Annotated in this window: 20 protein-coding genes; 12 read left to right on the forward strand and 8 right to left on the reverse strand. The window is 63.9% G+C overall.

Translation table 11 applies throughout. The features are described from left to right. Nucleotides 1–100 precede the first annotated feature (100 nt). The 7 genes from ACG10_RS13035 (at nt 101) to ACG10_RS13065 (ending at nt 9440) form a co-directional block, all read left to right on the forward strand. The gene (locus ACG10_RS13035; RefSeq protein ID WP_089168550.1) at nt 101–886 is read left to right on the forward strand and encodes a dienelactone hydrolase family protein; all 786 of its coding nucleotides are present in this window, start codon (nt 101–103) and stop codon (nt 884–886) included. A gap of 97 nt (nt 887–983) precedes the next feature. Continuing rightward, nucleotides 984–1694: a 4'-phosphopantetheinyl transferase family protein gene (locus ACG10_RS13040; protein WP_089168551.1), complete on the forward strand. Its 711-nt coding sequence runs from the start codon at nt 984–986 to the stop codon at nt 1692–1694. A gap of 686 nt (nt 1695–2380) precedes the next feature. Next, nucleotides 2381–5263, forward strand: a complete 2883-nt coding sequence (locus ACG10_RS13050) for a ribonucleoside-diphosphate reductase subunit alpha (RefSeq protein ID WP_089168553.1) — start codon at nt 2381–2383, stop codon at nt 5261–5263. Between the two features lie 329 nt (nt 5264–5592). Then, entirely contained in the window at nt 5593–6849 is a 1257-nt protein-coding gene (locus ACG10_RS13055) for a ribonucleotide-diphosphate reductase subunit beta (RefSeq protein WP_089168554.1), read from the forward strand. Nucleotides 6850–7036: 187 nt separating this feature from the next. Then, nucleotides 7037–7303, forward strand: coding sequence for a hypothetical protein (locus tag ACG10_RS23765; protein ID WP_157731454.1), 267 nt, complete (start codon nt 7037–7039; stop codon nt 7301–7303). A gap of 486 nt (nt 7304–7789) precedes the next feature. Beyond that, entirely contained in the window at nt 7790–8488 is a 699-nt protein-coding gene (locus ACG10_RS13060; protein ID WP_157731455.1) for a hypothetical protein, read from the forward strand. Between the two features lie 418 nt (nt 8489–8906). Next, nucleotides 8907–9440: an REP-associated tyrosine transposase gene (locus ACG10_RS13065; RefSeq protein WP_089168556.1), complete on the forward strand. Its 534-nt coding sequence runs from the start codon at nt 8907–8909 to the stop codon at nt 9438–9440. 107 nt (nt 9441–9547) lie between these two features. Here the strand turns inward: ACG10_RS13065 and ACG10_RS13070 are convergent, their stop codons facing one another. Then, entirely contained in the window at nt 9548–10291 is a 744-nt protein-coding gene (locus tag ACG10_RS13070; RefSeq protein ID WP_198318943.1) for a class I SAM-dependent DNA methyltransferase, read from the reverse strand. Nucleotides 10292–10558: 267 nt separating this feature from the next. Here ACG10_RS13070 and ACG10_RS13075 point away from each other — a divergent pair, with 267 nt between their 5' ends. After that, nucleotides 10559–11092: an REP-associated tyrosine transposase gene (locus tag ACG10_RS13075; RefSeq protein WP_089168558.1), complete on the forward strand. Its 534-nt coding sequence runs from the start codon at nt 10559–10561 to the stop codon at nt 11090–11092. Between the two features lie 58 nt (nt 11093–11150). On the opposite strand, the gene ACG10_RS13080 is transcribed toward ACG10_RS13075, so the two are convergent. From ACG10_RS13080 to ACG10_RS13100, 5 genes are all read right to left on the reverse strand, one after another. Next, nucleotides 11151–11399 carry an FmdB family zinc ribbon protein gene (locus ACG10_RS13080; RefSeq protein WP_089168559.1) on the reverse strand — a complete coding sequence of 83 codons (249 nt, stop codon included), beginning with the start codon at nt 11397–11399 and terminating at the stop codon, nt 11151–11153. A gap of 686 nt (nt 11400–12085) precedes the next feature. Next, nucleotides 12086–12424 carry a hypothetical protein gene (locus ACG10_RS24455; RefSeq protein WP_232487106.1) on the reverse strand — a complete coding sequence of 113 codons (339 nt, stop codon included), beginning with the start codon at nt 12422–12424 and terminating at the stop codon, nt 12086–12088. Between the two features lie 30 nt (nt 12425–12454). Then, the gene (locus tag ACG10_RS13090; RefSeq protein WP_039803373.1) at nt 12455–12796 is read right to left on the reverse strand and encodes a hypothetical protein; all 342 of its coding nucleotides are present in this window, start codon (nt 12794–12796) and stop codon (nt 12455–12457) included. 99 nt (nt 12797–12895) lie between these two features. Next, nucleotides 12896–13747 (reverse strand): CAP domain-containing protein, encoded by an 852-nt coding sequence (locus ACG10_RS13095; protein WP_089168560.1) that lies wholly within the window; start codon nt 13745–13747, stop codon nt 12896–12898. 220 nt (nt 13748–13967) lie between these two features. Further along, nucleotides 13968–14378, reverse strand: a complete 411-nt coding sequence (locus ACG10_RS13100; RefSeq protein WP_089168561.1) for an HPF/RaiA family ribosome-associated protein — start codon at nt 14376–14378, stop codon at nt 13968–13970. 326 nt (nt 14379–14704) lie between these two features. On the opposite strand from ACG10_RS13100, the gene ACG10_RS13105 reads away from it, so the two are divergent. Next, a complete protein-coding gene (locus tag ACG10_RS13105; RefSeq protein WP_089168562.1) occupies nt 14705–16705 on the forward strand; it encodes a peptidase U32 family protein in 2001 nt (666 codons plus the stop codon). A 130-nt stretch (nt 16706–16835) separates the two neighbouring features. On the opposite strand, the gene ACG10_RS13110 is transcribed toward ACG10_RS13105, so the two are convergent. Beyond that, nucleotides 16836–17408, reverse strand: a complete 573-nt coding sequence (locus ACG10_RS13110) for a histidine phosphatase family protein (protein WP_089168563.1) — start codon at nt 17406–17408, stop codon at nt 16836–16838. Between the two features lie 517 nt (nt 17409–17925). Between ACG10_RS13110 and ACG10_RS13115 the strand changes: the two genes are divergently transcribed. The 3 genes from ACG10_RS13115 to ACG10_RS13120 all read left to right on the forward strand — a co-directional run bounded on the left by ACG10_RS13115 (nt 17926) and on the right by ACG10_RS13120 (nt 19073). Further along, nucleotides 17926–18252: a hypothetical protein gene (locus tag ACG10_RS13115; protein WP_089168564.1), complete on the forward strand. Its 327-nt coding sequence runs from the start codon at nt 17926–17928 to the stop codon at nt 18250–18252. Nucleotides 18253–18539: 287 nt separating this feature from the next. Next, complete coding sequence (locus ACG10_RS24745; protein WP_264371140.1) at nt 18540–18671, forward strand: hypothetical protein; 132 nt, start codon at nt 18540–18542, stop codon at nt 18669–18671. A 120-nt stretch (nt 18672–18791) separates the two neighbouring features. Then, nucleotides 18792–19073, forward strand: a complete 282-nt coding sequence (locus tag ACG10_RS13120; protein WP_089168565.1) for a peptidylprolyl isomerase — start codon at nt 18792–18794, stop codon at nt 19071–19073. Here the strand turns inward: ACG10_RS13120 and ACG10_RS13125 are convergent. Then, nucleotides 19037–20365, reverse strand: coding sequence for an acyltransferase family protein (locus tag ACG10_RS13125; protein WP_232487107.1), 1329 nt, complete (start codon nt 20363–20365; stop codon nt 19037–19039). The genes ACG10_RS13120 and ACG10_RS13125 overlap by 37 nt on opposite strands. Nucleotides 20366–20430 lie beyond the last annotated feature (65 nt).

Here is a 20430-nt window from a genome sequence, read left to right on the forward strand (position 1 = left end):
CCTGATCGGGCGGATAACCGCCGGCCAGGAGGCGAGATTCCGCCAGCGGCCAGCTAGGATTAGCAGCCATCGCCAGGACCAACGAAAGGGAGACATTCGCATGCATCACTACCTGCCCGGCCTGCTTCTGCTGGCCTTCAGCACCGCCAGTCTGGCGGAGATCCAGACCCGCGAGCTGACCTACCGAAGCGCCGACGGCACCCCGCTGGTGGGCTATTACGCCTACGACGACGCCCTCGAAGGCCCGCGCCCCGGCGTCATGGTCGTGCACGAATGGTGGGGGCTGAACGACTACGCCAAGCGCCGCGCCCGCGACCTCGCCGGCCTCGGCTACAGCGCCCTGGCCATCGACATGTACGGCCAGGGCAAGAACACCACCCACCCCGCCGACGCCCAGTCCTTCATGCAGGCCGCCACGGCCAACGCCGAGAACGCCAAGGGGCGCTTCCTCGCCGGCCTGGAACTGCTCAAGGCCCAGCCACAGACCGACGGCCGGAAGATCGCCGCGATCGGCTACTGCTTCGGCGGCCGGGTGGTGCTGGACATGGCCCGCCAGGGCGTGCCGCTGGCCGGAGTGGTCAGCTTCCACGGCAGCCTCGCCACCACCACGCCGGCCACCCCCGGCAGCGTCAAGGCCCGCGTGCTGGTCGCCCACGGCGAGGCCGACAGCTTCGTCAGCGACCAGGACATCGCCAACTTCAAGCACGAGATGGAGCAGGCCGGCGCCGACTACCAGTTCAACCGCTACCCCGGCGCCAGGCACAGCTTCACCAACCCCGACGCCGCTGCCCACGCAAGCCACGGCCTCGACGTCGCCTACCAGAAGGAAGCCGACGAGCGCTCCTGGGCCGACATGCAGGCCTTCCTCAAACAAGTGTTCCAATGACATGGGAAGAACGATGGCGCCCACGCTCCCGCGTGGGCGCCCGAAAAGCGCCGCCTTCCCCCTATCCGCCCGAGGCCGCCCACGGCAGAATGCCGCGATGACCTTCTCCAGCCCCCTGCCCCCCTGCCTGAGCGAGCCGAGCGAGCGCTGGCCGCTGCCCCTGGCGCTGCCCAATGCCACGCTCAACAGCGCCCGCTTCGACCCGGCCCTGCTGCAAGCGACCGACTTCGCGGCCTGCGGTATCGCGCCGGTTCGCGGCGTGGCCAAGCGCCAGGCCGAATACCTGGCCGGACGCCTCTGCGCACGCCAGGCCCTGCTGCGGCTGACCGGCTTCCCCGGCGTGCCGGTGGTCGGCGAGGACCGCGCGCCGCAGTGGCCCGCCGGGGTGGTCGGCTCGATCACCCACGGTGACGGCTGGGCGGCCGCCCTGGTCGGGCAGGCGGACACCTGGCGCGGCCTGGGGCTGGACACCGAACTGCTGATCCCGGCCGAGCGCGCCGGGCGTCTGGCCGAACAGATCCTCACCCCCGCCGAGCTGCGCCGCCTGCCCGGCACGCCCGAGGAGCAGGCCTGGCTGACCAGCCTGACCTTCTCCCTCAAGGAAAGCCTGTTCAAGGCCCTCTACCCCCTGGTCCGCCAGCGCTTCTACTTCGAGCATGCCGAACTGCTCGACTGGACCCCCGGCGGAGCGGCCCGCCTGCGCCTGCTCGAAGGCCTCGGCCCGGACTGGCCGGCCGGCAGCCTGCTCGAAGGCCAGTTCGTCTGCGAGGGCGAGCGGCTGCTGACCCTGGTCGCCATTCCCGCCTGAAGTCCCGGCCCATACGAAGCATCGCCAGCAAGCTGGCGCCTACCAGGGCGCGGCGACCATCGCTCCGCTCCCTCCAGCCCATGACAGAAAAATTGAAAAACACAAGATATTGTGTTTCTCCTCACAAGCCGGAAATCCTCCTCCGGGCCGCCGACTTTCTCCATATGGACAACAAGCGGCGCAGGCCAGACAGGGCGCGGCCTGCACCGAAATACCCTCCTGTCGCCCACCAACGACCCACACTTTATCCACAGGTTACCCCCATCGCTTAGCCTTGCATTGCCTTCCGAAACGCACCATCTTGTATTACCATCCGCCGCCGCATCTATATGTAGAGGTATGGAGCGGGAAATGGCCCGCTCGTAAGACCTCTGGAAACTCCAGTCGACAGACGTTTCCACCCGGTTTCCCCATGCCACCGGAGTCAAGCTCAGCCAGCCGCCGATGCGGCTGGAATTGTTTTCAGCGGCAGGAATCACACCGACCAGACGAACATGCCGCTAGCGACACCACTACTAGATATTGTGGTTTCGGCTCTTTGGACTAGAGTCAAGTCGCGGCACTGCATTCGAAACACCAGGAGGACGCCCGCCGCAGCGATCCATCCGCCGCCCCGTTGCGGGCCTGCGGCGAAGATATCGCTGTCCTTGGCGTCCGAGCAGACACCTCTCACAATGGAGATCTTCATGCATACCGACGCCACTCGCGAGACCCAGTCGCCCGGCGCACCGCGGACCGCCGAGTCGACCCCGGACTTGGCCACCACCGCGCCCGGCCAGCTGCGGGTGATCAAGCGCAACGGCACCGTCGTTGCCTACACCGACGACAAGATCACCGTGGCCATCACCAAGGCGTTCCTCGCAGTGGAAGGCGGCACCGCCGCCGCCTCGTCGCGCATCCATGAAACCGTCGCCCGCCTGACCGAGCAGGTCAGCACCACCTTCAAGCGGCGCATGCCCTCCGGCGGCACCATCCACATCGAGGAGATCCAGGATCAGGTGGAACTGGCGCTGATGCGCGCCGGCGAGCACAAGGTCGCCCGCGACTACGTGATCTACCGCGAAGCCCGCACCCAGGAGCGCAAGCGCGCCGCCGCCGTCCAGGAAGTCGCCCAGCCGCACCCGAGCATCCGCGTCGCCCGCGCCGACGGCGTCCTCGTCCCGCTGGACATGGGCCGCCTGGATACCATCATCGGCGAGGCCTGCGAGGACCTGGCCGAGGTCGATGGCGGGCTGATCCAGAAGGAAACCCTGAAGAACCTCTACGACGGCGTGGCCGAGAAGGACGTCAACACCGCCCTGGTGATGACCGCGCGGACCCTGGTCGAGCGCGAGCCGAACTACTCCTACGTCACCGCGCGCCTGTTGATGGACACCCTGCGCGCCGAAGCCCTGGGCTTCCTCGGCGTCGCCGAGTCCGCCACCCACCACGAGATGGCCGACCTCTACGCCAGGGCCCTGGCGGTGTACGTCGAGAAAGGCATCGAGTTCGAACTGCTCGACCCGAAACTGCAGGGCTACGACCTGGCCCGACTGGGCGCCGCGATCGATCACGAGCGCGACCAGCAGTTCACCTACCTCGGCCTGCAGACCCTCTACGACCGCTATTTCCTGCACAAGGGCGGCATCCGCTTCGAGCTGCCGCAGGTGTTCTTCATGCGCGTCGCCATGGGCCTGGCCATCGAGGAGCCGCAGAAGGAAGAACGCGCCATCGAGTTCTACAACCTGCTGTCGTCCTTCGACTACATGGCCTCCACGCCGACCCTGTTCAACGCCGGCACCCTGCGCCCGCAGCTGTCCTCCTGCTACCTGACCACCGTGCCGGACGACCTCTCCGGCATCTACAGCGCCATCCACGACAACGCCATGCTGTCCAAATTCGCCGGCGGCCTGGGCAACGACTGGACCCCGGTGCGCGCGCTCGGCTCCTACATCAAGGGCACCAACGGCAAGAGCCAGGGCGTCGTGCCCTTCCTCAAGGTGGTCAACGACACGGCCGTAGCGGTCAATCAAGGGGGGAAACGCAAGGGCGCGGTCTGCTCCTACCTGGAGACCTGGCACCTGGACATCGAGGAGTTCCTCGAACTGCGCAAGAACACCGGTGACGACCGCCGCCGCACCCACGACATGAACACCGCCAACTGGATTCCCGACCTGTTCATGAAGCGGGTGTTCGAGGACGGCCAGTGGACCCTGTTCTCCCCGTCCGACGTGCCGGACCTGCACGACCTGACCGGCAAGGCCTTCGAGGAACGCTACGAGTACTACGAGGCGCTGACCCAGTACGGCAAGCTCAAGCTGTTCAAGACCATCGCCGCCAAGGACCTGTGGCGCAAGATGCTCTCCATGCTGTTCGAGACCGGCCACCCCTGGCTGACCTTCAAGGACCCGTGCAACCTGCGCAGCCCGCAGCAGCACGTCGGTGTCGTGCACAGCTCCAACCTGTGCACCGAGATCACCCTCAACACCAACAAGGACGAGATCGCCGTCTGCAATCTGGGCTCGATCAACCTGGTCAACCACATCAATGACGGCAAGCTGGACAGCGCCAAGCTCGCGCGCACCGTGAAGACCGCCGTGCGCATGCTCGACAACGTCATCGACATCAACTACTACTCGGTGCCGCAGGCGCAGAACGCCAACTTCAAGCACCGCCCGGTCGGCCTCGGCATCATGGGTTTCCAGGATGCGCTGTACCTGCAGCACCTCCCCTACGGCTCGGAGGCGGCCATCGCCTTCGCCGACCAGTCGATGGAAGCCATCAGCTACTACGCCATCCAGGCCTCCTGCGACCTGGCCGAGGAGCGCGGCGCCTACTCCACCTTCGACGGCTCGCTGTGGTCCCAGGGCATCCTGCCGCTGGACTCGCTGGACATCCTCGCCGAACAGCGCGGCCAGAAGTACATCGAGGTGGACCGCTCCAGCACCCTGGACTGGGCGCCGCTGCGCGAGCGCGTGAAGAAGGGCATGCGCAACTCCAACATCATGGCCATCGCGCCGACCGCGACCATCTCCAACATCGTCGGCGTGTCGCAGTCGATCGAGCCGACCTACCAGAACCTCTACGTGAAGTCGAACCTCTCCGGCGAGTTCACCGTGATCAACCCCTACCTGGTCCACGACCTCAAGGCGCGCGACCTGTGGGACGGGGTGATGGTCAACGACCTCAAGTACTACGACGGTTCGGTGCAGCAGATCGAGCGCATCCCGCAGGACCTCAAGGACCTCTACGCCAGTGCCTTCGAGGTGGAGACCAAGTGGATCGTCGAGGCCGCCAGCCGCCGCCAGAAGTGGATCGACCAGTCGCAGTCGCTGAACCTGTACATCGCCGGCGCCTCGGGCAAGAAGCTCGACGTGACCTATCGCATGGCCTGGTTCCGCGGCCTGAAGACCACCTACTACCTCCGCGCCCTGGCCGCCACCAGCGCCGAGAAATCGACCATCACCACCGGCAAGCTCAACGCCGTGTCCTCGGTGATCGACGAGAGCCTGTCCGCCGCCGAACCCAAGCCGGCGCCGGTGCCGCAGGCGTGCAGTATCGACAACCCCGACTGCGAAGCTTGTCAGTGAGTGGCTAATCCGCGGTCCCCAGAGCGGACCCCGCGTCGTTGCGCGGCGGTCCGGCCCCCATCACGTACTTCAGTACGCTCAGGGGCTCCGAACCGCCGCGCGCCTCGCGCTGCCTCGCTCTGGAAACCGCTCGCCCCGAGCTGCCTATCTGCGCGCCGGGGCACAGCAATTCGTAGGGTGGATGCCGCTTTCTGCATCCACCAAGGTCCCGCTCGGCGTGACCTGCGGTTTGACGCCCAATCAAAGATTCGCGCTTTTGCGTGCACCACCCAAAAGCCCCAAACATCCCGACCGGCCATGAGCCGGTCCCCCGATCAGGAGAACCCGCCATGCTCAGCTGGGACGAATTCGATCAACCCGAAGAAGGTGCCGCCGCCAAGCCCACTGCCGCCGCCGCGCAACCGCAGGCCGCCGCCATGAGCCTGGAGCGTCTGGACAGCGTCGGCGACGCCGCCGCCCACGAGGCCCGCGCCGTCACCGCCGACGACTCCGACGCGGTGGCCCGCGCCAAGGCCGCGCTCAACGAACTGGACATCCGCGAAGGCCTCGAAGACCTCGAAGGCGCCGCCGCCCGCGTGCGCGTCGACGAGAAGCGCATGATCAACTGCCGCGCCGACCTCAACCAGCTCGTCCCCTTCAAGTACGACTGGGCCTGGCAGAAATACCTCGACGGCTGCGCCAACCACTGGATGCCGCAGGAAGTCAACATGAACGCCGACATCGCCCTGTGGAAGAGCCAGGACGGCCTGACCGAGGACGAGCGGCGCATCGTCATGCGCAACCTCGGCTTCTTCTCCACCGCCGACTCGCTGGTCGCCAACAACCTGGCGCTGGCCGTATACCGCCTGATCACCAACCCCGAGTGCCGCCAGTACATCCTGCGCCAGGCCTTCGAGGAAGCGATCCACACCCACGCCTACCAGTACTGCATCGAGTCGCTGGGCATGGACGAGGGCGAGATCTTCAACATGTACCACGAGATCCCGAGCGTCGCGAAAAAGGCCTCCTGGGGCCTCAAGTACACCCGCTCGATCTCCGACCCGACCTTCGACACCGGCACCCCGGAAACCGACCGCCAGCTGCTGCGTAACCTGATCGCCTACTACTGCGTGCTGGAAGGCATCTTCTTCTACTGCGGCTTCACCCAGATCCTCTCCATGGGCCGCCGCAACAAGATGACCGGCACCGCCGAGCAGTTCCAGTACATCCTGCGCGACGAGTCCATGCACCTGAACTTCGGCATCGACATGATCAACCAGATCAAGATCGAGAACCCGCACCTGTGGGACGCCGACATGAAGGACGAAGCGACCCAGATGATCCTCCAGGGCACCCAGCTGGAAATCGAATACGCCCGCGACACCATGCCCCGCGGCGTGCTCGGCATGAACGCCGCGATGATGGAGGACTACCTCAAGTTCATCGCCAACCGCCGCCTGAGCCAGCTCGGCCTGCCGGAACAGTACCCGGGCACCAACAACCCCTTCCCGTGGATGAGCGAGATCATGGATCTGAAGAAGGAGAAGAATTTCTTCGAGACTCGCGTCACCGAGTACCAGACGGGTGGTGCGCTGGCCTGGGATTGAAGTAGGGCTAACGAGCTTTGGCTTGCCGCCCATGGTGCATAACGCCCTGAAAGGCACCGGCTTCATGCTGAAGGCCGCAGCCTACAAGGGGTTCGCCGGGATCGGCGAGGGAATGTTATGCACCAGATGGTGTGTTTGCTCACACCATCTGATGTCGAATAGTAGTTAGGCTATTGGAGGTTCTTTGATGTCAAGAAACTTCACCGCAGAAAGCGCTGCGCAGATTATTACCTTGGCGTTCACCCCACTACGTTGCGTCGCAGAGCCTTGGGATTATGGCCACCGCGTCCGCTTTCGCATATTTGATGGTTCAGATAAGCCTGTTTTAACTATTGATGAGTTGGTAAAGCACCAGTTTGCTGATGCGATGAGCCTTGAATCAGCCATAAATGCAGCTCGTAGCATTTTGCGGGAGCGTGGCTTTTCCCTTGCCCCTTGGGTATTTCCAAAATAAGTCAGCACGAAGCCTAACGCTTGAATTAAGTCGACCCCTTCGCGGCTCGACTTAATTCAAGCGTTAGCACTGATCGAGTCAGTGCCGACACAACAAGCTTGGAGGTACAGGTACACATTGAAGTGAACGTCGCAGTCTCGCTTGGGTTGGAAGTCTTCGCTTCTATCTTTGGCTTTATTGCAATCGCTCCGGAGGTGTTTATGAAAAACTCAATCGCTTTCTTTACTTCGGTAATGGCATGTGTTTGGTGCGGAATTGCGTTCCTGCGGAGTCTCTGGCGAGAGAAAATTCCAACCCAAATGAGAGATTAACGTTCATGAATTTGTGCCACTTGCCAAGAGAGAACGTAGGGGGTTCGATTCCCCCTCTCCGCACCAACTCTATGGCGTGTAGGCATAAAGCGCTAGCACGTCATTCCAGCGGACCGTCAAAAGCTGCGCTTTTGCCGCCCGCTGAATTCCAACGTTAGGCCGCCCCCGTACTGCCATGTCCGATACGAAGATTCAACCCGCAGCGATAACAAAGCCAATGCAGCTTCTAGCCGCGTGGCTCGTAGGCTTGCTTGCAATTGATAGCTGCTTCTTGCTGGCAGCGACGAAATTCCCGCCGTCGAGCATCGAGTCAGCTGCGCTCACTTGGGCTTCGATAGTTAACGTGCCGCTGTTCTTGGGCGCACTGTTCTTGCTTCAAACAAGGTTCCGCCCTGAGCTGCAAGAAGACCTCTACTATTCCACCTACATCAACCAGAAGACAAACGAAGCTGTTTCGGTGTCACGAGATGAGCAAAGGCTCGCAACGGTACTTGGCCGAATCGAACGGATTGAGAATCTACTGAAGGCAGCTTCGACGGAACTGCTTACCCGTGACCACAAGAATCCTCTCTTCGGCGTTACCTTCGGAATCAACGAACACTTCCCAGACAAACAAGATCTCTCATCGAAACTCCTGAGTATGGGGATCGATCGTCATACTTGGTTCGGTGGAGACGAACCGCCGAAGGGGCGTGTGATCTCAGTGTCCGAGCACCTTCCTAAGGAAACTCAAGAAGCCGTACTTGCACTAGCAGAGACGCTTGGTTTTACTCGCTACAATTTCTTCGACAATCAGATGGAAGAGGCTGAAGAGGATGTGCTGATTGGATCTTATGGCACGGGAGACAGAAGAATTCCACACACTGCGGCCTAACAATTCCTATATGGACTCTCCCCACAAGTGGTGAGTAATGCTGTTTCAACCCTGTCGTCAGTGCGGTTGCATTCGTATATCCGGCCTTCCATGGGCGTTGCCGCCCGGGCCATTCTGTAGTTCGCGCAGCGGGGGCCAAGCGCTCAATCGATCACCAGGATCAGCATTGTTATCGGCCTTGCTCCGCTGCAGGACTCGCCTGTTCCGACAGCGAGTAGCCCGGACATCCTTGGTGGAAAATCGCTTCGCGAGTTTTCCACCCTACGCGGAGTTGCGGCCACGTAGGGTGGACAACGGCGCAGCCTTGTCCACCAATCAAGCAGGCAGCGGCCCACAAGATCAGTTCCGTAAGGTGGACAACGCTCCGCTTGTCCACCGAGCATGGCCATGGCAGGCACGAGGCTCAGGGAGGCAGCCCATGTCCAACTACCGCCGCGCCCGCGTGCCGGGGGCAACCTACTTTTTCACGGTGAACCTGCGCGATCGGCGCAACGACCTGCTGGTGCGGGAGGTGGACCTGCTGCGCGCCACGATACGGGCGACCAAGGCGCGTCATCCCTTCCACATCGATGCCTGGGTGGTGTTGCCGGAACACATGCACTGCATGTGGACGCTACCGCCGGGCGACAGCGACTTCGCCCTGCGCTGGAAGGTCATCAAGTTCGCCTTCTCCAGACGCCTGCCGGATGACGAGACGCGCACGGTCGCACAGGCCGCCCGTGGCGAACGCGGCATCTGGCAACGGCGCTACTGGGAACACCTGATTCGCGACGACCTCGACTACCAGCGCCACTTCGACTACCTGCACTACAACCCGGTGAAACACGGGCATGTCGCACGGGTGGCGGACTGGCCGTGGTCGAGCTTCCACCGTGCGGTGCGCGAGGGGATCTATGCGCCGGATTGGGCGGGCGATGGAGGCGATGGTCGGGCGGGAAGTTGGGGCGAGTGAAGCGGGAGTCGGCGCGGTCGTGGTGGAAAATCGCTGCGCGAGTTTTCCACCCTACACAAGACGATGCTCCGGGCGACGGCGAGAAGTGCCCCCTGGCCTGGAACGACTCAGAGCTTCACACAGGCAAAAAGAGCATTCCCCGAGGTTCCGTTCCAAGGAATGAGCTTTTCGTAATCATGCTCGAACACATGGAGCTCGAAGTACGGTTGCAGAAGCGCCTGCAACTCATCGAAGCCCACCGCGACCATGGGGTGTTCGTCGTGCCACACCTGGGTTTCGCCCGCCACGCTCCGTTCGATACGCAGTTTGAGCGACTGCCGCTCGCCCTGGCCGGCGTAGTTCCAAGCGGAACTGAAGCGGAACAGGCCGTCATCGTGCCGTGCGGTGTGCGTCACGAATGAAGCGTTGTTGATTTGGTGCTTGTCGACCGCGTTGAAGCAGAAGAGCCCGTTGGCGGCCAGTGCGCGGTGCGCGCTGGCGATGCATGCCTTCAGCCTGTCGATTCCGCCGCTGTAATGGATGGAATACAGAAAGCAGGTGATCAGGTCCTGCGGCTCGTCCACCCTGAAGGCGCACATATCCTGGCGGGAGAATTGCGCCTCCGGACAACGCATGACGGCGCGGTCCAGCATCGGCTGGTTGATGTCGAGGCCACTGCCCGAATAGCCGGCATCGATGAAATGGCGGACATGCGGCCCGGTTCCACAGGCCAGATCGAGATGCCGGCGCCCGCCATTGCCGAACAGTTGCTGCAGCCGGTGAACGCAGTGGCTTTGCGCCTGGTAGTCGATATCGGCGCACATCAGGTCGTAATAACCGGACAAGTCGTTATAAAGGGCATTGCCGGACATGATGGCCTGATGTTCCAAGCGGAGCGTGGGGGCGCGCATCATAGCCCAACCCAGGCATGGGAGGCATTTTGATCACTCCCACCTCGCCCCATGACGCAAAGCGTTACCCACCCGGCTCCCACGCAGGAGCGTGGGAGCCATCGGGGATCGAGAGTCGGGGATCGGCTTCTGCACGGTGAACCGATCGAATGATCGTTCCCACGCTCCCGCGTGGGAACGCCCGCCCGGACGCTCCGGCGTCCAAGCATGGGGTACAAGGAGGCACCCATGGGCCGCAGCCGCTATGTGATTACCGAACCGGACCTTCCGCACTTTCTCACCTGCACGGTGGTGGACTGGCTGCCGCTATTCAGCCGCCCCGCCCTGGTCGACATCCTGCTGACCTGCTGGCGCTACCAGCAGCAACACCAGGGCCTGCGGCTCTACGGCTACGCGGTGATGGAGAACCACCTGCACTACCTGGCGCAGGCCGGAGACCTGCCCCGCTGCGTGGCCAGCTTCAAGTCCTTCACCGCCCGCCGGATCGTCGAGCACCTGCACAGCATCGGCGCAGCGCAAGCGCTGGATCGGCTGCGGGCGGGCAAGAAGACGCACAAGCACGACCGAGATTTCCAGTTCTGGCAGGAGGGCAGCCATGCGGAGCTGGTGTGCAGCGAGGCGGTGATGCGCCAGAAGCTGGACTACATCCACCACAACCCGGTACGGCGCGGCTATGTGGAACGGCCGAAACACTGGCGCTATTCCAGTGCGAGGAACTATGCGGGAGCGCCGGGGCTGCTGGAGATTGCGGACTGGAGCTGAGGGGAAATGCGCGTTCCCACGCGGGAGCGTGGGAACGATCACCGAGCGAGGCAGCAGCTCAGCGGCAGTTGCCGGCGCAGTTTCCCCGGGCGCAGGCCGGGGGTTCCGGGTTCTTCAGTGCCCGGCTGTTGACCACGCCGGCTGCGCTCATCAGCTTGGTTACCGGCGCGTCGTTCGGGATCGACGGGTCTTCCGCCAGCGTGCTGGCGGCGCGCAGTTCGCCCCAGGTTTTCGGGCTCAGGGCCATCGGGTGCTGGACTTCATACACCTGACCGTTGGCTTCGCAACGGTAATCGTAGGTCGGCATGGGTATTTCTCTCGCGGTAGATGCGTGCATCGGCAATCTGCGACAGCCGGCTTGAATGGCAGGAGCCGGCTGCCATGCCCCTTCCCGTGCTGGAGAGGGGGAGACAGGGCAGGATTGTACGCCGCACAGGGCGCCGTGGCCCAGTGACACCGCGGCAGACAACCGCGCAGCAAGTCGCCCGGACATCCCTGGTGGAAAACCGCTGCGCGGGTTTTCCACCCTACGGAGGAGTGTTCGATCCGCCAACGGCAAAATCCGTCACACCGACTTCAGCTCCAGCAACACGAACCCGCACACGATGCCGGCCAGGGCAATCAGATAACCGATCCGATAGGCACGATTCTTCTGTGCCTGGCGAACGGGGTCCAAGGGTTTCTTCTTTCTCACAAATCCACCTGCATCTCGATAAAACCAAAACGAATGCGCGGCGACCGGCGGCTCTCGCGAGCCGGTGGCAGCGACTCCACGGCAGGCGGACCCGCCCTGCGCGACGCGGTCCTTTGTAGGGCGACCAAGCCGGCTTGTCCAGCCGGACGAGCCCCGTCCCCGCCCAGCCTGTATCGCGAGCAGCCCGGGCATCCCCGCCGGAAAACCGCTGCGCGGGTTTTCCAGCCGTCCCCGTTTCCCGCATCCACAAACGAAAAGCCCCGGCACCTGGCCGGGGCTCCCCCAAACGCTCGCGCCTTCTACGCGACGCCGATCCTCTTCGCGAACGCCTCGATATCCACATGGTGATCGAGCACCTCGCCGGAAGCCATCTCGATCAGGTACAGGCTTCCCAACTCCCCGTACCTGTCGCTGTCGGGCTGACAGCGCTTGATCTGCTGCTCCCCTTTCGCTGCCAGAAAATGATTGACCCTGGCCAACAATGCCAGGTTTACCCCTGCCGTGCTCATGCCTGTCCCCAGTACCGGATCATCGTGGGGCGACAGGATGGGCGAAAGCGCTATATCGTTCAAGATATAAAAAATATCCAGCGGAGCCCGATCTCCCCTGCGCCGCATGCCCCATGGCGTTTCGATCATTCCGCCCGCACGCCCATGAGCGGCGGGCCGCTACATCAGCGCGTCGATCAGCATCGCATTGGTGTAGATCAGGCTGCCGTCGCTGGCGCGATGGCCCACCAGGTGGAACTGCCCGCGCCGGTCATCCTCCCTCAGGTAGACCCGCAAGTGGCAATCGGACAGTGGCCCGCATTCGGGCGGGGTGACCAGTTCCAGGGTACCCAGGTCGACATCGACCAGTGTCTCGGCTTCGCCAGTGTTCTGCAGGCGCTCCTCGGCCCGTTCCAGATGCACGCGGTCGTTGCCGCCGATGTAGAAATGGATCAGCCCCATGGGAACCGATTTTTCGGTGGGTTTGGTCTTGCACCAGCTCTCAATCTCGAAGCTGCTCATCGTGAGTTCTCCCGAGCCGAGTGAAAAGATGGGGCCTATGCCCGCCATTCAGAATAGTCACACCGGGCGACGCTGCACCATTGCCTGCCCGCCGAGCACTCAGGGCGCCCCGAACAGCGCCGTCCAGTAGATCCCCGCATCGCTCTTCGGATCGGCCGCGTAGGCCGCGCCCAGCTCGCGGAACTGCGGGTTCATCAGGTTGGCGCAGTGACCGGGGCTGGCCAGCCAGCCGTCGACCACCTTGCTGGCGCTGTCCTGCGCGGCGGCGATGTTCTCGCCGACCAGCCCGCCGGCGTAGCCGGCCAGTTCCGCCCGGTCGCTCGGGGTGCGGCCGTCGCGGTCCTTGTGATCGAAGAAGTTGCCGTTGGCCATGGCCCGGCTGTGGGTTTCGGCCGCCGCTCCCAGCACGGCGCTCCAGGCCAGCGGCTCTGCCGCGGCGAACTGCTGGCCGCCGCACTGGCGCGCCTGCGCGCGGGCGGCGTTGATCTGCTCGAGCAGCTTCTGTCCTTCCGCCTGCCAGTCGCCCATGCGCCCGGCCAGGAGCGGCCGCGCCAGCACGATGCGCCAGTCGCGCTCCGCGCGGCTGATGCCGATATCGACGAACTGCGGGTCCAGCAATACCTGGCAGTAGCTCTGTTGCAACGTCTTCATGGCAGCCTGCGCGTCGCGCGGCCCGGACAGGCTGATCGACTGTGCGTTGACCAGCGGGTAGGCCGCGAGGCTCAGGGCCTCGCGCAAATCCCCGACGACCCCGGCCGGCAGGAGCAGCCGCGAATCCTCCGCCAGCGGCGGAAGTTCCCCGGACGCCTGACCGGCACAGCTCTGCACCTGCGCCCGGTAGACGTTGATCGACTCCACCAACCGCGCCTCCTCGTCGGCCCCGGCAGCGGCGGCGAACAGCAATCCCAGCGACAGAGCGGCAAGCCGCACCACGAATGAAGCAATGCGCATGAAAACCTCCTTGATCCGTCTGCATCCATGATGCGCGATTGCGGGCCTTCTGATCACGCGCGGGGTTTTGATCGCTCCCAAGCGGCACCGTGACGCAGAGCGTCACCTACTCCGCTGCCCACGCAGGAGCGTGGGAGTGATCGGGCGCGGAAGTCTGGAAACCAGCCAATAAAAAACCGCCGGCAGGCCCAGCCTGCCGGCGGTTTATTCTGCTGCGGACTCAGGCGATGCGCAGCTGCTCCTCGGCGAGGAAGTCCTCCTCCAGCAAGCGGTCACGACTGGCCACGCTGCCGGCGACTTCAGCACCGCCGGTGATGCGCTTGTTGCGCTGCTTGCCGAGCCGGTGGGCCAGGGCATGGCCGAGCTTTTCCATCGCGCCGTCCAGGGCGAATTCCAGGGACTCGGCCTTGTGGGTCACCGACAGCGGCTGGCGCCCCTTGGCACGTGCCTCGATCTGGCAGCGCTTGTCATTGGCCCCGGCCTTGTTGCCGTTCTCGTCGTTCAGGTGGATGACCACGCGGGTCAATTCCTCGTCGTAACGCTCGAATTTGCTGGCGACAGTTGCACGGACCCAGCCGGCCAGGCGGGCACTGCCTTCGATATGGTTATCGCTGTGAACCTGGAGTTGCATACGCCATTCCTTATTCAACCGATCAGCAATGGTGCCGCGTAGTACTAATGCGACGCCTCCAGACTACGCCAAACCGAGGCGCTTGGAAGGCCCTGCTGCAGAAAAAAATACTCGTTGCTGACCTGCATCAGAAGTCCGCAACAACGACTGCGGCGGGTATGGACGCGGAATCCGACGCCGGCCTAGGATCGATTTTTTCAATCGCCTCCAGGCTTCACTGTGATGCAGAGCGTCATGCCCTGCTCCCACGCAGGCGCGTGGAAACGATCAAAAGCCGCACAACGCAGCTACAATGGCACGCTTGTTTCGTACCGAATCTTGAAGCCATGTCATTACCCAAGCACCATCTGGAACTGCTGAGCCCGGCACGGGATGTGTCCATCGCCAGGGAGGCCATTCTGCATGGCGCCGATGCCGTGTATATCGGCGGTCCCAGCTTCGGTGCGCGGCACAATGCCGGCAACAGCGTGGCGGAGATTGCCGGTCTGGTGGAATTCGCCCATCTGTTCCGCGCCCGGGTGTTCGTCACCCTCAACACCATCCTGCACGACGACGAGCTGGAGCCGGCCCGCCAACTGATCGGGCAGCTGTACGATGCGGGTATCGATGCGCTGATCGTGCAGGACATGGGCATCCTGGAGATGGACATTCCGCCCATCGAGCTACATGCCAGCACTCAGACCGACATCCGCACCCTGGAAAAGGCGAAGTTCCTCTCGGATGCCGGCTTTTCCCAGCTGGTGCTGGCCCGCGAACTCAGCCTGCAGGAGGTCCGCGCTATCGGCGCGCAGGTGGACTCGACCCTCGAGTACTTCATCCATGGCGCGCTGTGCGTGGCGTTTTCCGGGCAGTGCTACATCTCCCATGCGCAGACCGGGCGCAGCGCCAACCGGGGTGATTGCTCGCAGGCCTGTCGCCTGCCCTACACCCTGAAGGACGACCAGGGGCGCGTGGTGGCCTACGACAAGCACCTGCTGTCGATGAAGGACAACAACCAGAGCGACAACCTGCGCGCCCTGATCGATGCCGGCGTACGCTCCTTCAAGATCGAAGGGCGCTACAAGGACATGAGCTACGTGAAGAACATCACGGCCTATTACCGGCAGCGGCTGGATGCAGTCCTTGCCGAGCGTCCCGAGCTGGCCCGCGCCTCCAGCGGCATTACCGAGCACTTCTTCGTGCCGGACCCGGACAAGACCTTCCACCGTGGCAGCACGGATTACTTTGCCACCGAGCGCAAGGTCGATATCGGCGCCTTCGATTCACCGACCTTCACCGGCCTGCCGGTGGGCGAGATCCTCAAGGTCCGCAAGAGGGATTTCATCGCCAGCACCACGGAGCCGCTCGGCAACGGCGACGGCCTGAACGTGCTGGTCAAGCGCGAGGTGGTGGGGTTCCGCGCCAGCGTCGTCGAGCCGCTCGAGCACTTCGAGCAGGACGGCAAGCCCCACTGGCAGTACCGCATCGAGCCCAACGAGATGCCGGCGGAACTGAAGCAGCTGCGTCCGCAGCATGCGCTGAACCGCAACCTGGATCACAACTGGCAGCAGGCGCTGCTGAAGACCTCCGCCGAGCGCCGCGTGGCGGTCCGCTGGCACGTCCAGCTGAGCGAAGAACGACTCGTCCTGACGGTAACCAGCGAGGAAGGCATCGGCGCCTCGGTGGGCCTCGCCGGGCCGTTCGGTCTGGCGAAGAAGCCGGAGCAGGCGCTCGCCCAGCTCGGCGACCTGCTCAGTCAATTGGGCACCACCCTCTACCATGCCGAGGGCGTGGAGATCGACGCGCCGCAGGCCTTCTTCGTCCCCAATTCGCAGCTCAAGTCCCTGCGCCGCGAAGCCATCGACGCGCTGACTGCCGCGCGCCTGGCGGCCCACCCGCGTGGCGGCCGCAAGCCGGTCAGCGTGCCGCCGCCGGTGTATCCGGAATCGCACCTGACCTTCCTGGCCAACGTGTACAACGAGAAGGCCCGCGCCTTCTATCACCGCTACGGCGTGCAGCTGATCGATGCGGCCTACGAGGCTCACGAGGAAACCGGCGAGGTGCCGGTGATGATCACCAAGCACTGCCTGCGCTTCTCCTTCAACCTGTGCCCGAAGCAGGCCAAGGGCGTGCAGGGCGTACGCACCAAGGTCGCGCCGATGCAACTGGTGCATCAGGACGAGGTGCTGACCCTGACCTTCGACTGCAAGGCCTGCGAAATGCACGTCGTCGGCAAGATGAAAGGCCACATCCTCAACCTGCCACAGCCCGGCAGCACGGCCAGCATCGTCGGCCACATCAGCCCCGAGGATCTGCTCAAGACCATCAGGAACAGGCCGCAGCGGTGATCCTGGCTGCGCCTCTGCCTTTGCTCGTTCCCACGCTCCCGCGTGGGAGCGCCACTCCGGGCGTTTCGCTGTCCATGCGCGTGCCGGAAAACCGCCGCGCGGCTTTTCCACCCGCAGCGCTACACGCTGCCTACCGACCGGGTGACCCTTTCCGGTAAACGCTGGCGTGCCAGTAGCCCCGCATCAGCAGATGCAACGGCCCCGCCCAGCCGCGTTTGCGCAATTGCCGCGCGATGAGGACGTTCATGATGCCGTGCCCCATCAGCAACACGCTGCCATGCGCCTCGGCCAGCTGGATAAGCCGCTCCGCCGCCGCGCCGGCCCGCTTGTTCGACTCGCCGATGGGCTCGGTGTGCCGGGCGAAGCCGCAGAACCAGGCGCTGCGAAACAGCAAGCGCCACAGGGAAGGCGGCAGCCGCGGGAACGGCCAGTCCAGATAGGGCAGATGGGCTTCGGCGAACAGCGGGTCGGGCTGCAGGCAGCAATCCACGTCCAGAAAAGCCCTGGACTGCACGCAGCGCGCAACGGAACTGCACACCACCGCCCCTGCCGCGCGGGCGAGCGAGACGAGCCTGTCGGGCACCTCATGGCCGGCCACGTCCGCCTTGTTGTAGCGCTCGAGCCAGCCCTTCATCTGCGCCGGGGTGCACCAGCTCGCCGCGGAATGCTCGGGCCGGCCGTGGCGCACCAGGATGATCTGCATGGATAGCCCTCCCTTTGTAGTGTATTAAAAAAAACACTACAAAACCATTGACACAACCATGCCTGTCCTTGGATGATGAAATCGCTTCCCTAACAGGGAGCCCTGGTAAGGGTGTTCGCAGCTTGCTCGGCCCACTCGCCGAGCCCTCGCGACTGTACTGCCCACAAGGCAGACTGATGAAGTTGACTGGCAGTAATCGTCATTTGGCGGCGAGAAGTGCTGGCGAGACATTCTGATGATGCTTGTGGCTGGCCGTACAACCCCTCACGGTCCGCTACCCCGCATCATCCGATACTCGCCCCCCTCCTCCCCTCGTGATTCTGTCAGAGCTTCCCCAGGCTCTGCCTCGTGTAGTTAGCTAAGATCAGCGCTACATAAGGCTCATGTTGTGATCTGAACCCAGCTGGCACGGCATGCAGGCCAGCGTCCCGATCCTCCCGGCGACGGACGACTGGCCTGAAACCGAACGACAGCACACGTACTTCGCAAAACGTTCGATCAATAGAGGACCTTGCACATGAACCTGAACACCGCACTCTCCCCCGAGGACCTGGCTCAACTGTTCGCCCAGCACAAGGATAAGGAAAGCCACATCCTGTGGGTCAGCGAGTCTGGCGAAGTCCGTCTCGATCGTCTTCCGGCCGGCATGGAGGAAGAGGAATTCGAGAAATGCGTCCCCACCATGCGCGTCAGGCTCAGAACCTACCGCCAGGGAAAAGGCTACGTCGGCAAAAAGGCCGCGGCCGACAGGGACTTCATCGGGCGCGTTCACCAGACCCTGACGGAACACTGGCGCGTCGCGCGGAGCAATCCCGGCGTTCACTACCTGGACAGGTACTGCTGATCTGACAGCCGCGGTACGCACACCGCCCGACCGAGGCCCGTGTCCGCCGGGCTTCGCGCCCCGGGCAGGCTTCCCTCTTGATAGCTCCCACGCTCCCGCGTGGGAGCGCCTCTCCGGCGCTCTCCAGCTGGCTCGCACAAGCACTCTCCGCTAGCCGGCCAACGCCGCCCCGCTCCCGTACTAGACTGGAATCAATTCCACAACCAAGGACCACGCCAGGGAGGTGACGATGCACGACCCGCGCAGTCCCCACTGATCCACTCCCCCTTTCCCTGGAGAGCGACGCCATGAGCAAAAGCCACGAATCGCACAAGGACACCAAGAAGAAACCGCTGAAGAGCGCCCAGGAAAAACGCCAGGCCAAGCGCATCAAGAAGTCCGAGCACACCCTGCTGGGCAGCCACGCCGCCACCTCCTGAACAGCGGCATGACCCGGCGCCGCGCGCCGGGTCGCAGGGCCTGACATCCTGCGCCCCGAGAACTTGCATGGCCGCCACATTAGGGTAGGCTGAGCGCCCTCATCGAACAGGAGTATCCCCATGGCCCGCGCCACCGCCCGTCACATTCTGGTTCCCACCGAGGCCAAGTGCCTCGAGCTGAAAGCCGCCATCGAAGCCGGCGCCGACTTCGCCCAGGTCGCCCGCGACAACTCCACCTGCCCATCCGGCCGCAGCGGCGGCGACCTCGGCTCGTTCGGCCCGGGTCAGATGGTGAAGGAATTCGACACCGTGGTGTTCAGCGCCCCGCTGAATGTCGTGCAGGGTCCGGTCAAGACCCAGTTCGGCTACCACCTGCTCGAAGTCACCAGCCGCCAGGATTGAGCCGGCAGGCGTCGCGCCGGGACTTCGTGGCCCGGCGCTGGCACCTCCATGACCGCCGGCCTGACACTCCGCCGCCCCCGCCATGCCCCCATATTCAGCACTACGGACTGCCTGCACCGAGCGCCCTGCCGCCGTTCATCAAGGCGAAGCAGCGCGGCTGCCTTTCGCGCCAATAGCAGGCCAGCGGAAAGAGCGATCGCCAGGGTGACGAGGACGCTGGCCAGATAGTGCGCCAGCATCCAGCCGTCCGTCGGAGCCGGGATCAGGCGCCAGAGTTGGATCTTCACCGCTGCGATGAAGGGAAAGTGCATGGCGTAGAGGAAGAAGGCCAGGCCGCCGTAGCGTGCAAGGGCGGCGCCCGCCGGGGTCACCGCCAGTTGCAGGACGATCCCCCAGCATGCCAGCACGCCGATCAGGCGCATGGCCCGAGTCGCCGCGTTCAGCCACTCGGGATGCGGACCTTCCCCGCCCAACAGCAGGGGAGCCGCGGCCCGCAGCGCAACGAGAACGAGGTAGGCCAGCAGCGAAACCAGCGTCGAGCGCAGTCCCACTTCCAGCGCCATGCCGCGCATCCGCAGCCAGCCCCCCAGATAGAAGAAGAACACCACGTCGGCGCGAAAGAAGATCCGCAGGTCGCTGTCGGCCATCCACGCCAGCCCCAGCATCGCCAGGCCCAGGCTGGGCACATGGCGCAGCGACAACCACAGGAGCGGGCTGACCAGGACGGTCACGCACAGGTCGCGCACAAACCAGAACTGGAATCCCACCGGGTGCCGGGTGAGGCCGAATACGGCGTTGAGGTAGTCGAACCAGCCGGCACGCTCGAAGCGGATATTGAGCGCATCGAGCAGCGGGGCATCGGGGCGCCAACTGAACAGGAGCAGCAGCATCGCCAGGAATATGGCGTTCCAGAACACCAGCGGAAGATACAGGGACGTCAGGCGGCGCCGGATACGCCGCGCCAGCTCGAGGTGGGCGGCGTGACGCTCCTCCGCGAAGGAAAAGAACAGCCAGCCAGAGATCAGGCTGAGCAGGGGAACCGCGCTGAAAAAGAAGAACAGGATGAAGCTGTTGACGAAGGTCGCCAGCGGATGGTGCACGACGTCCATGCCGTAGAACGGGGAAACGGGCGAGTTCGGATACTCCAGGTAATGCAGGAACACCAGGCCGACGATCAGCGTGATGCGCGCCAGTCCGATGGACTGCGAGAGTTCCCGTGCGCCCAGCGGGCGTGCATCGCGACGCAGCCACCGCGCAAAGCCATCGCCGAACTTCACTGCCTGGAGTTTCACTGACGTGTCCTCCATGGTTGATGATCAGGGGCGAGTCATTGGTTGGGGGACGGACACTCCGCTGG

Origin of the sequence: Azotobacter chroococcum (assembly GCF_002220155.1) — a bacterium.
GTDB classification, from domain to species: Bacteria; Pseudomonadota; Gammaproteobacteria; order Pseudomonadales; family Pseudomonadaceae; genus Azotobacter; species Azotobacter chroococcum.

Excerpts from the sequence above, each read along its gene's own strand:
- ACG10_RS13060 (WP_157731455.1), top strand. The coding sequence starts at position 7,790 with ATGTCCGATACGAAGATTCAACCCGCAGCGATAACAAAGCCAATGCAG.
- ACG10_RS13115 (WP_089168564.1), top strand. The coding sequence starts at position 17,926 with ATGAACCTGAACACCGCACTCTCCCCCGAGGACCTGGCTCAACTGTTC.
- ACG10_RS13065 (WP_089168556.1), top strand. The coding sequence starts at position 8,907 with ATGTCCAACTACCGCCGCGCCCGCGTGCCGGGGGCAACCTACTTTTTC.
- ACG10_RS13055 (WP_089168554.1), top strand. The coding sequence starts at position 5,593 with ATGCTCAGCTGGGACGAATTCGATCAACCCGAAGAAGGTGCCGCCGCC.
- ACG10_RS24455 (WP_232487106.1), bottom strand. The coding sequence starts at position 12,424 with ATGATCGAAACGCCATGGGGCATGCGGCGCAGGGGAGATCGGGCTCCG.
- ACG10_RS23765 (WP_157731454.1), top strand. The coding sequence starts at position 7,037 with ATGTCAAGAAACTTCACCGCAGAAAGCGCTGCGCAGATTATTACCTTG.
- ACG10_RS13105 (WP_089168562.1), top strand. The coding sequence starts at position 14,705 with ATGTCATTACCCAAGCACCATCTGGAACTGCTGAGCCCGGCACGGGAT.
- ACG10_RS13110 (WP_089168563.1), bottom strand. The coding sequence starts at position 17,408 with ATGCAGATCATCCTGGTGCGCCACGGCCGGCCCGAGCATTCCGCGGCG.
- ACG10_RS13050 (WP_089168553.1), top strand. The coding sequence starts at position 2,381 with ATGCATACCGACGCCACTCGCGAGACCCAGTCGCCCGGCGCACCGCGG.
- ACG10_RS13090 (WP_039803373.1), bottom strand. The coding sequence starts at position 12,796 with ATGAGCAGCTTCGAGATTGAGAGCTGGTGCAAGACCAAACCCACCGAA.
- ACG10_RS13040 (WP_089168551.1), top strand. The coding sequence starts at position 984 with ATGACCTTCTCCAGCCCCCTGCCCCCCTGCCTGAGCGAGCCGAGCGAG.
- ACG10_RS24745 (WP_264371140.1), top strand. The coding sequence starts at position 18,540 with ATGAGCAAAAGCCACGAATCGCACAAGGACACCAAGAAGAAACCGCTG.
- ACG10_RS13100 (WP_089168561.1), bottom strand. The coding sequence starts at position 14,378 with ATGCAACTCCAGGTTCACAGCGATAACCATATCGAAGGCAGTGCCCGC.
- ACG10_RS13120 (WP_089168565.1), top strand. The coding sequence starts at position 18,792 with ATGGCCCGCGCCACCGCCCGTCACATTCTGGTTCCCACCGAGGCCAAG.
- ACG10_RS13035 (WP_089168550.1), top strand. The coding sequence starts at position 101 with ATGCATCACTACCTGCCCGGCCTGCTTCTGCTGGCCTTCAGCACCGCC.
- ACG10_RS13095 (WP_089168560.1), bottom strand. The coding sequence starts at position 13,747 with ATGCGCATTGCTTCATTCGTGGTGCGGCTTGCCGCTCTGTCGCTGGGA.
- ACG10_RS13075 (WP_089168558.1), top strand. The coding sequence starts at position 10,559 with ATGGGCCGCAGCCGCTATGTGATTACCGAACCGGACCTTCCGCACTTT.
- ACG10_RS13080 (WP_089168559.1), bottom strand. The coding sequence starts at position 11,399 with ATGCCGACCTACGATTACCGTTGCGAAGCCAACGGTCAGGTGTATGAA.
- ACG10_RS13070 (WP_198318943.1), bottom strand. The coding sequence starts at position 10,291 with ATGTCCGGCAATGCCCTTTATAACGACTTGTCCGGTTATTACGACCTG.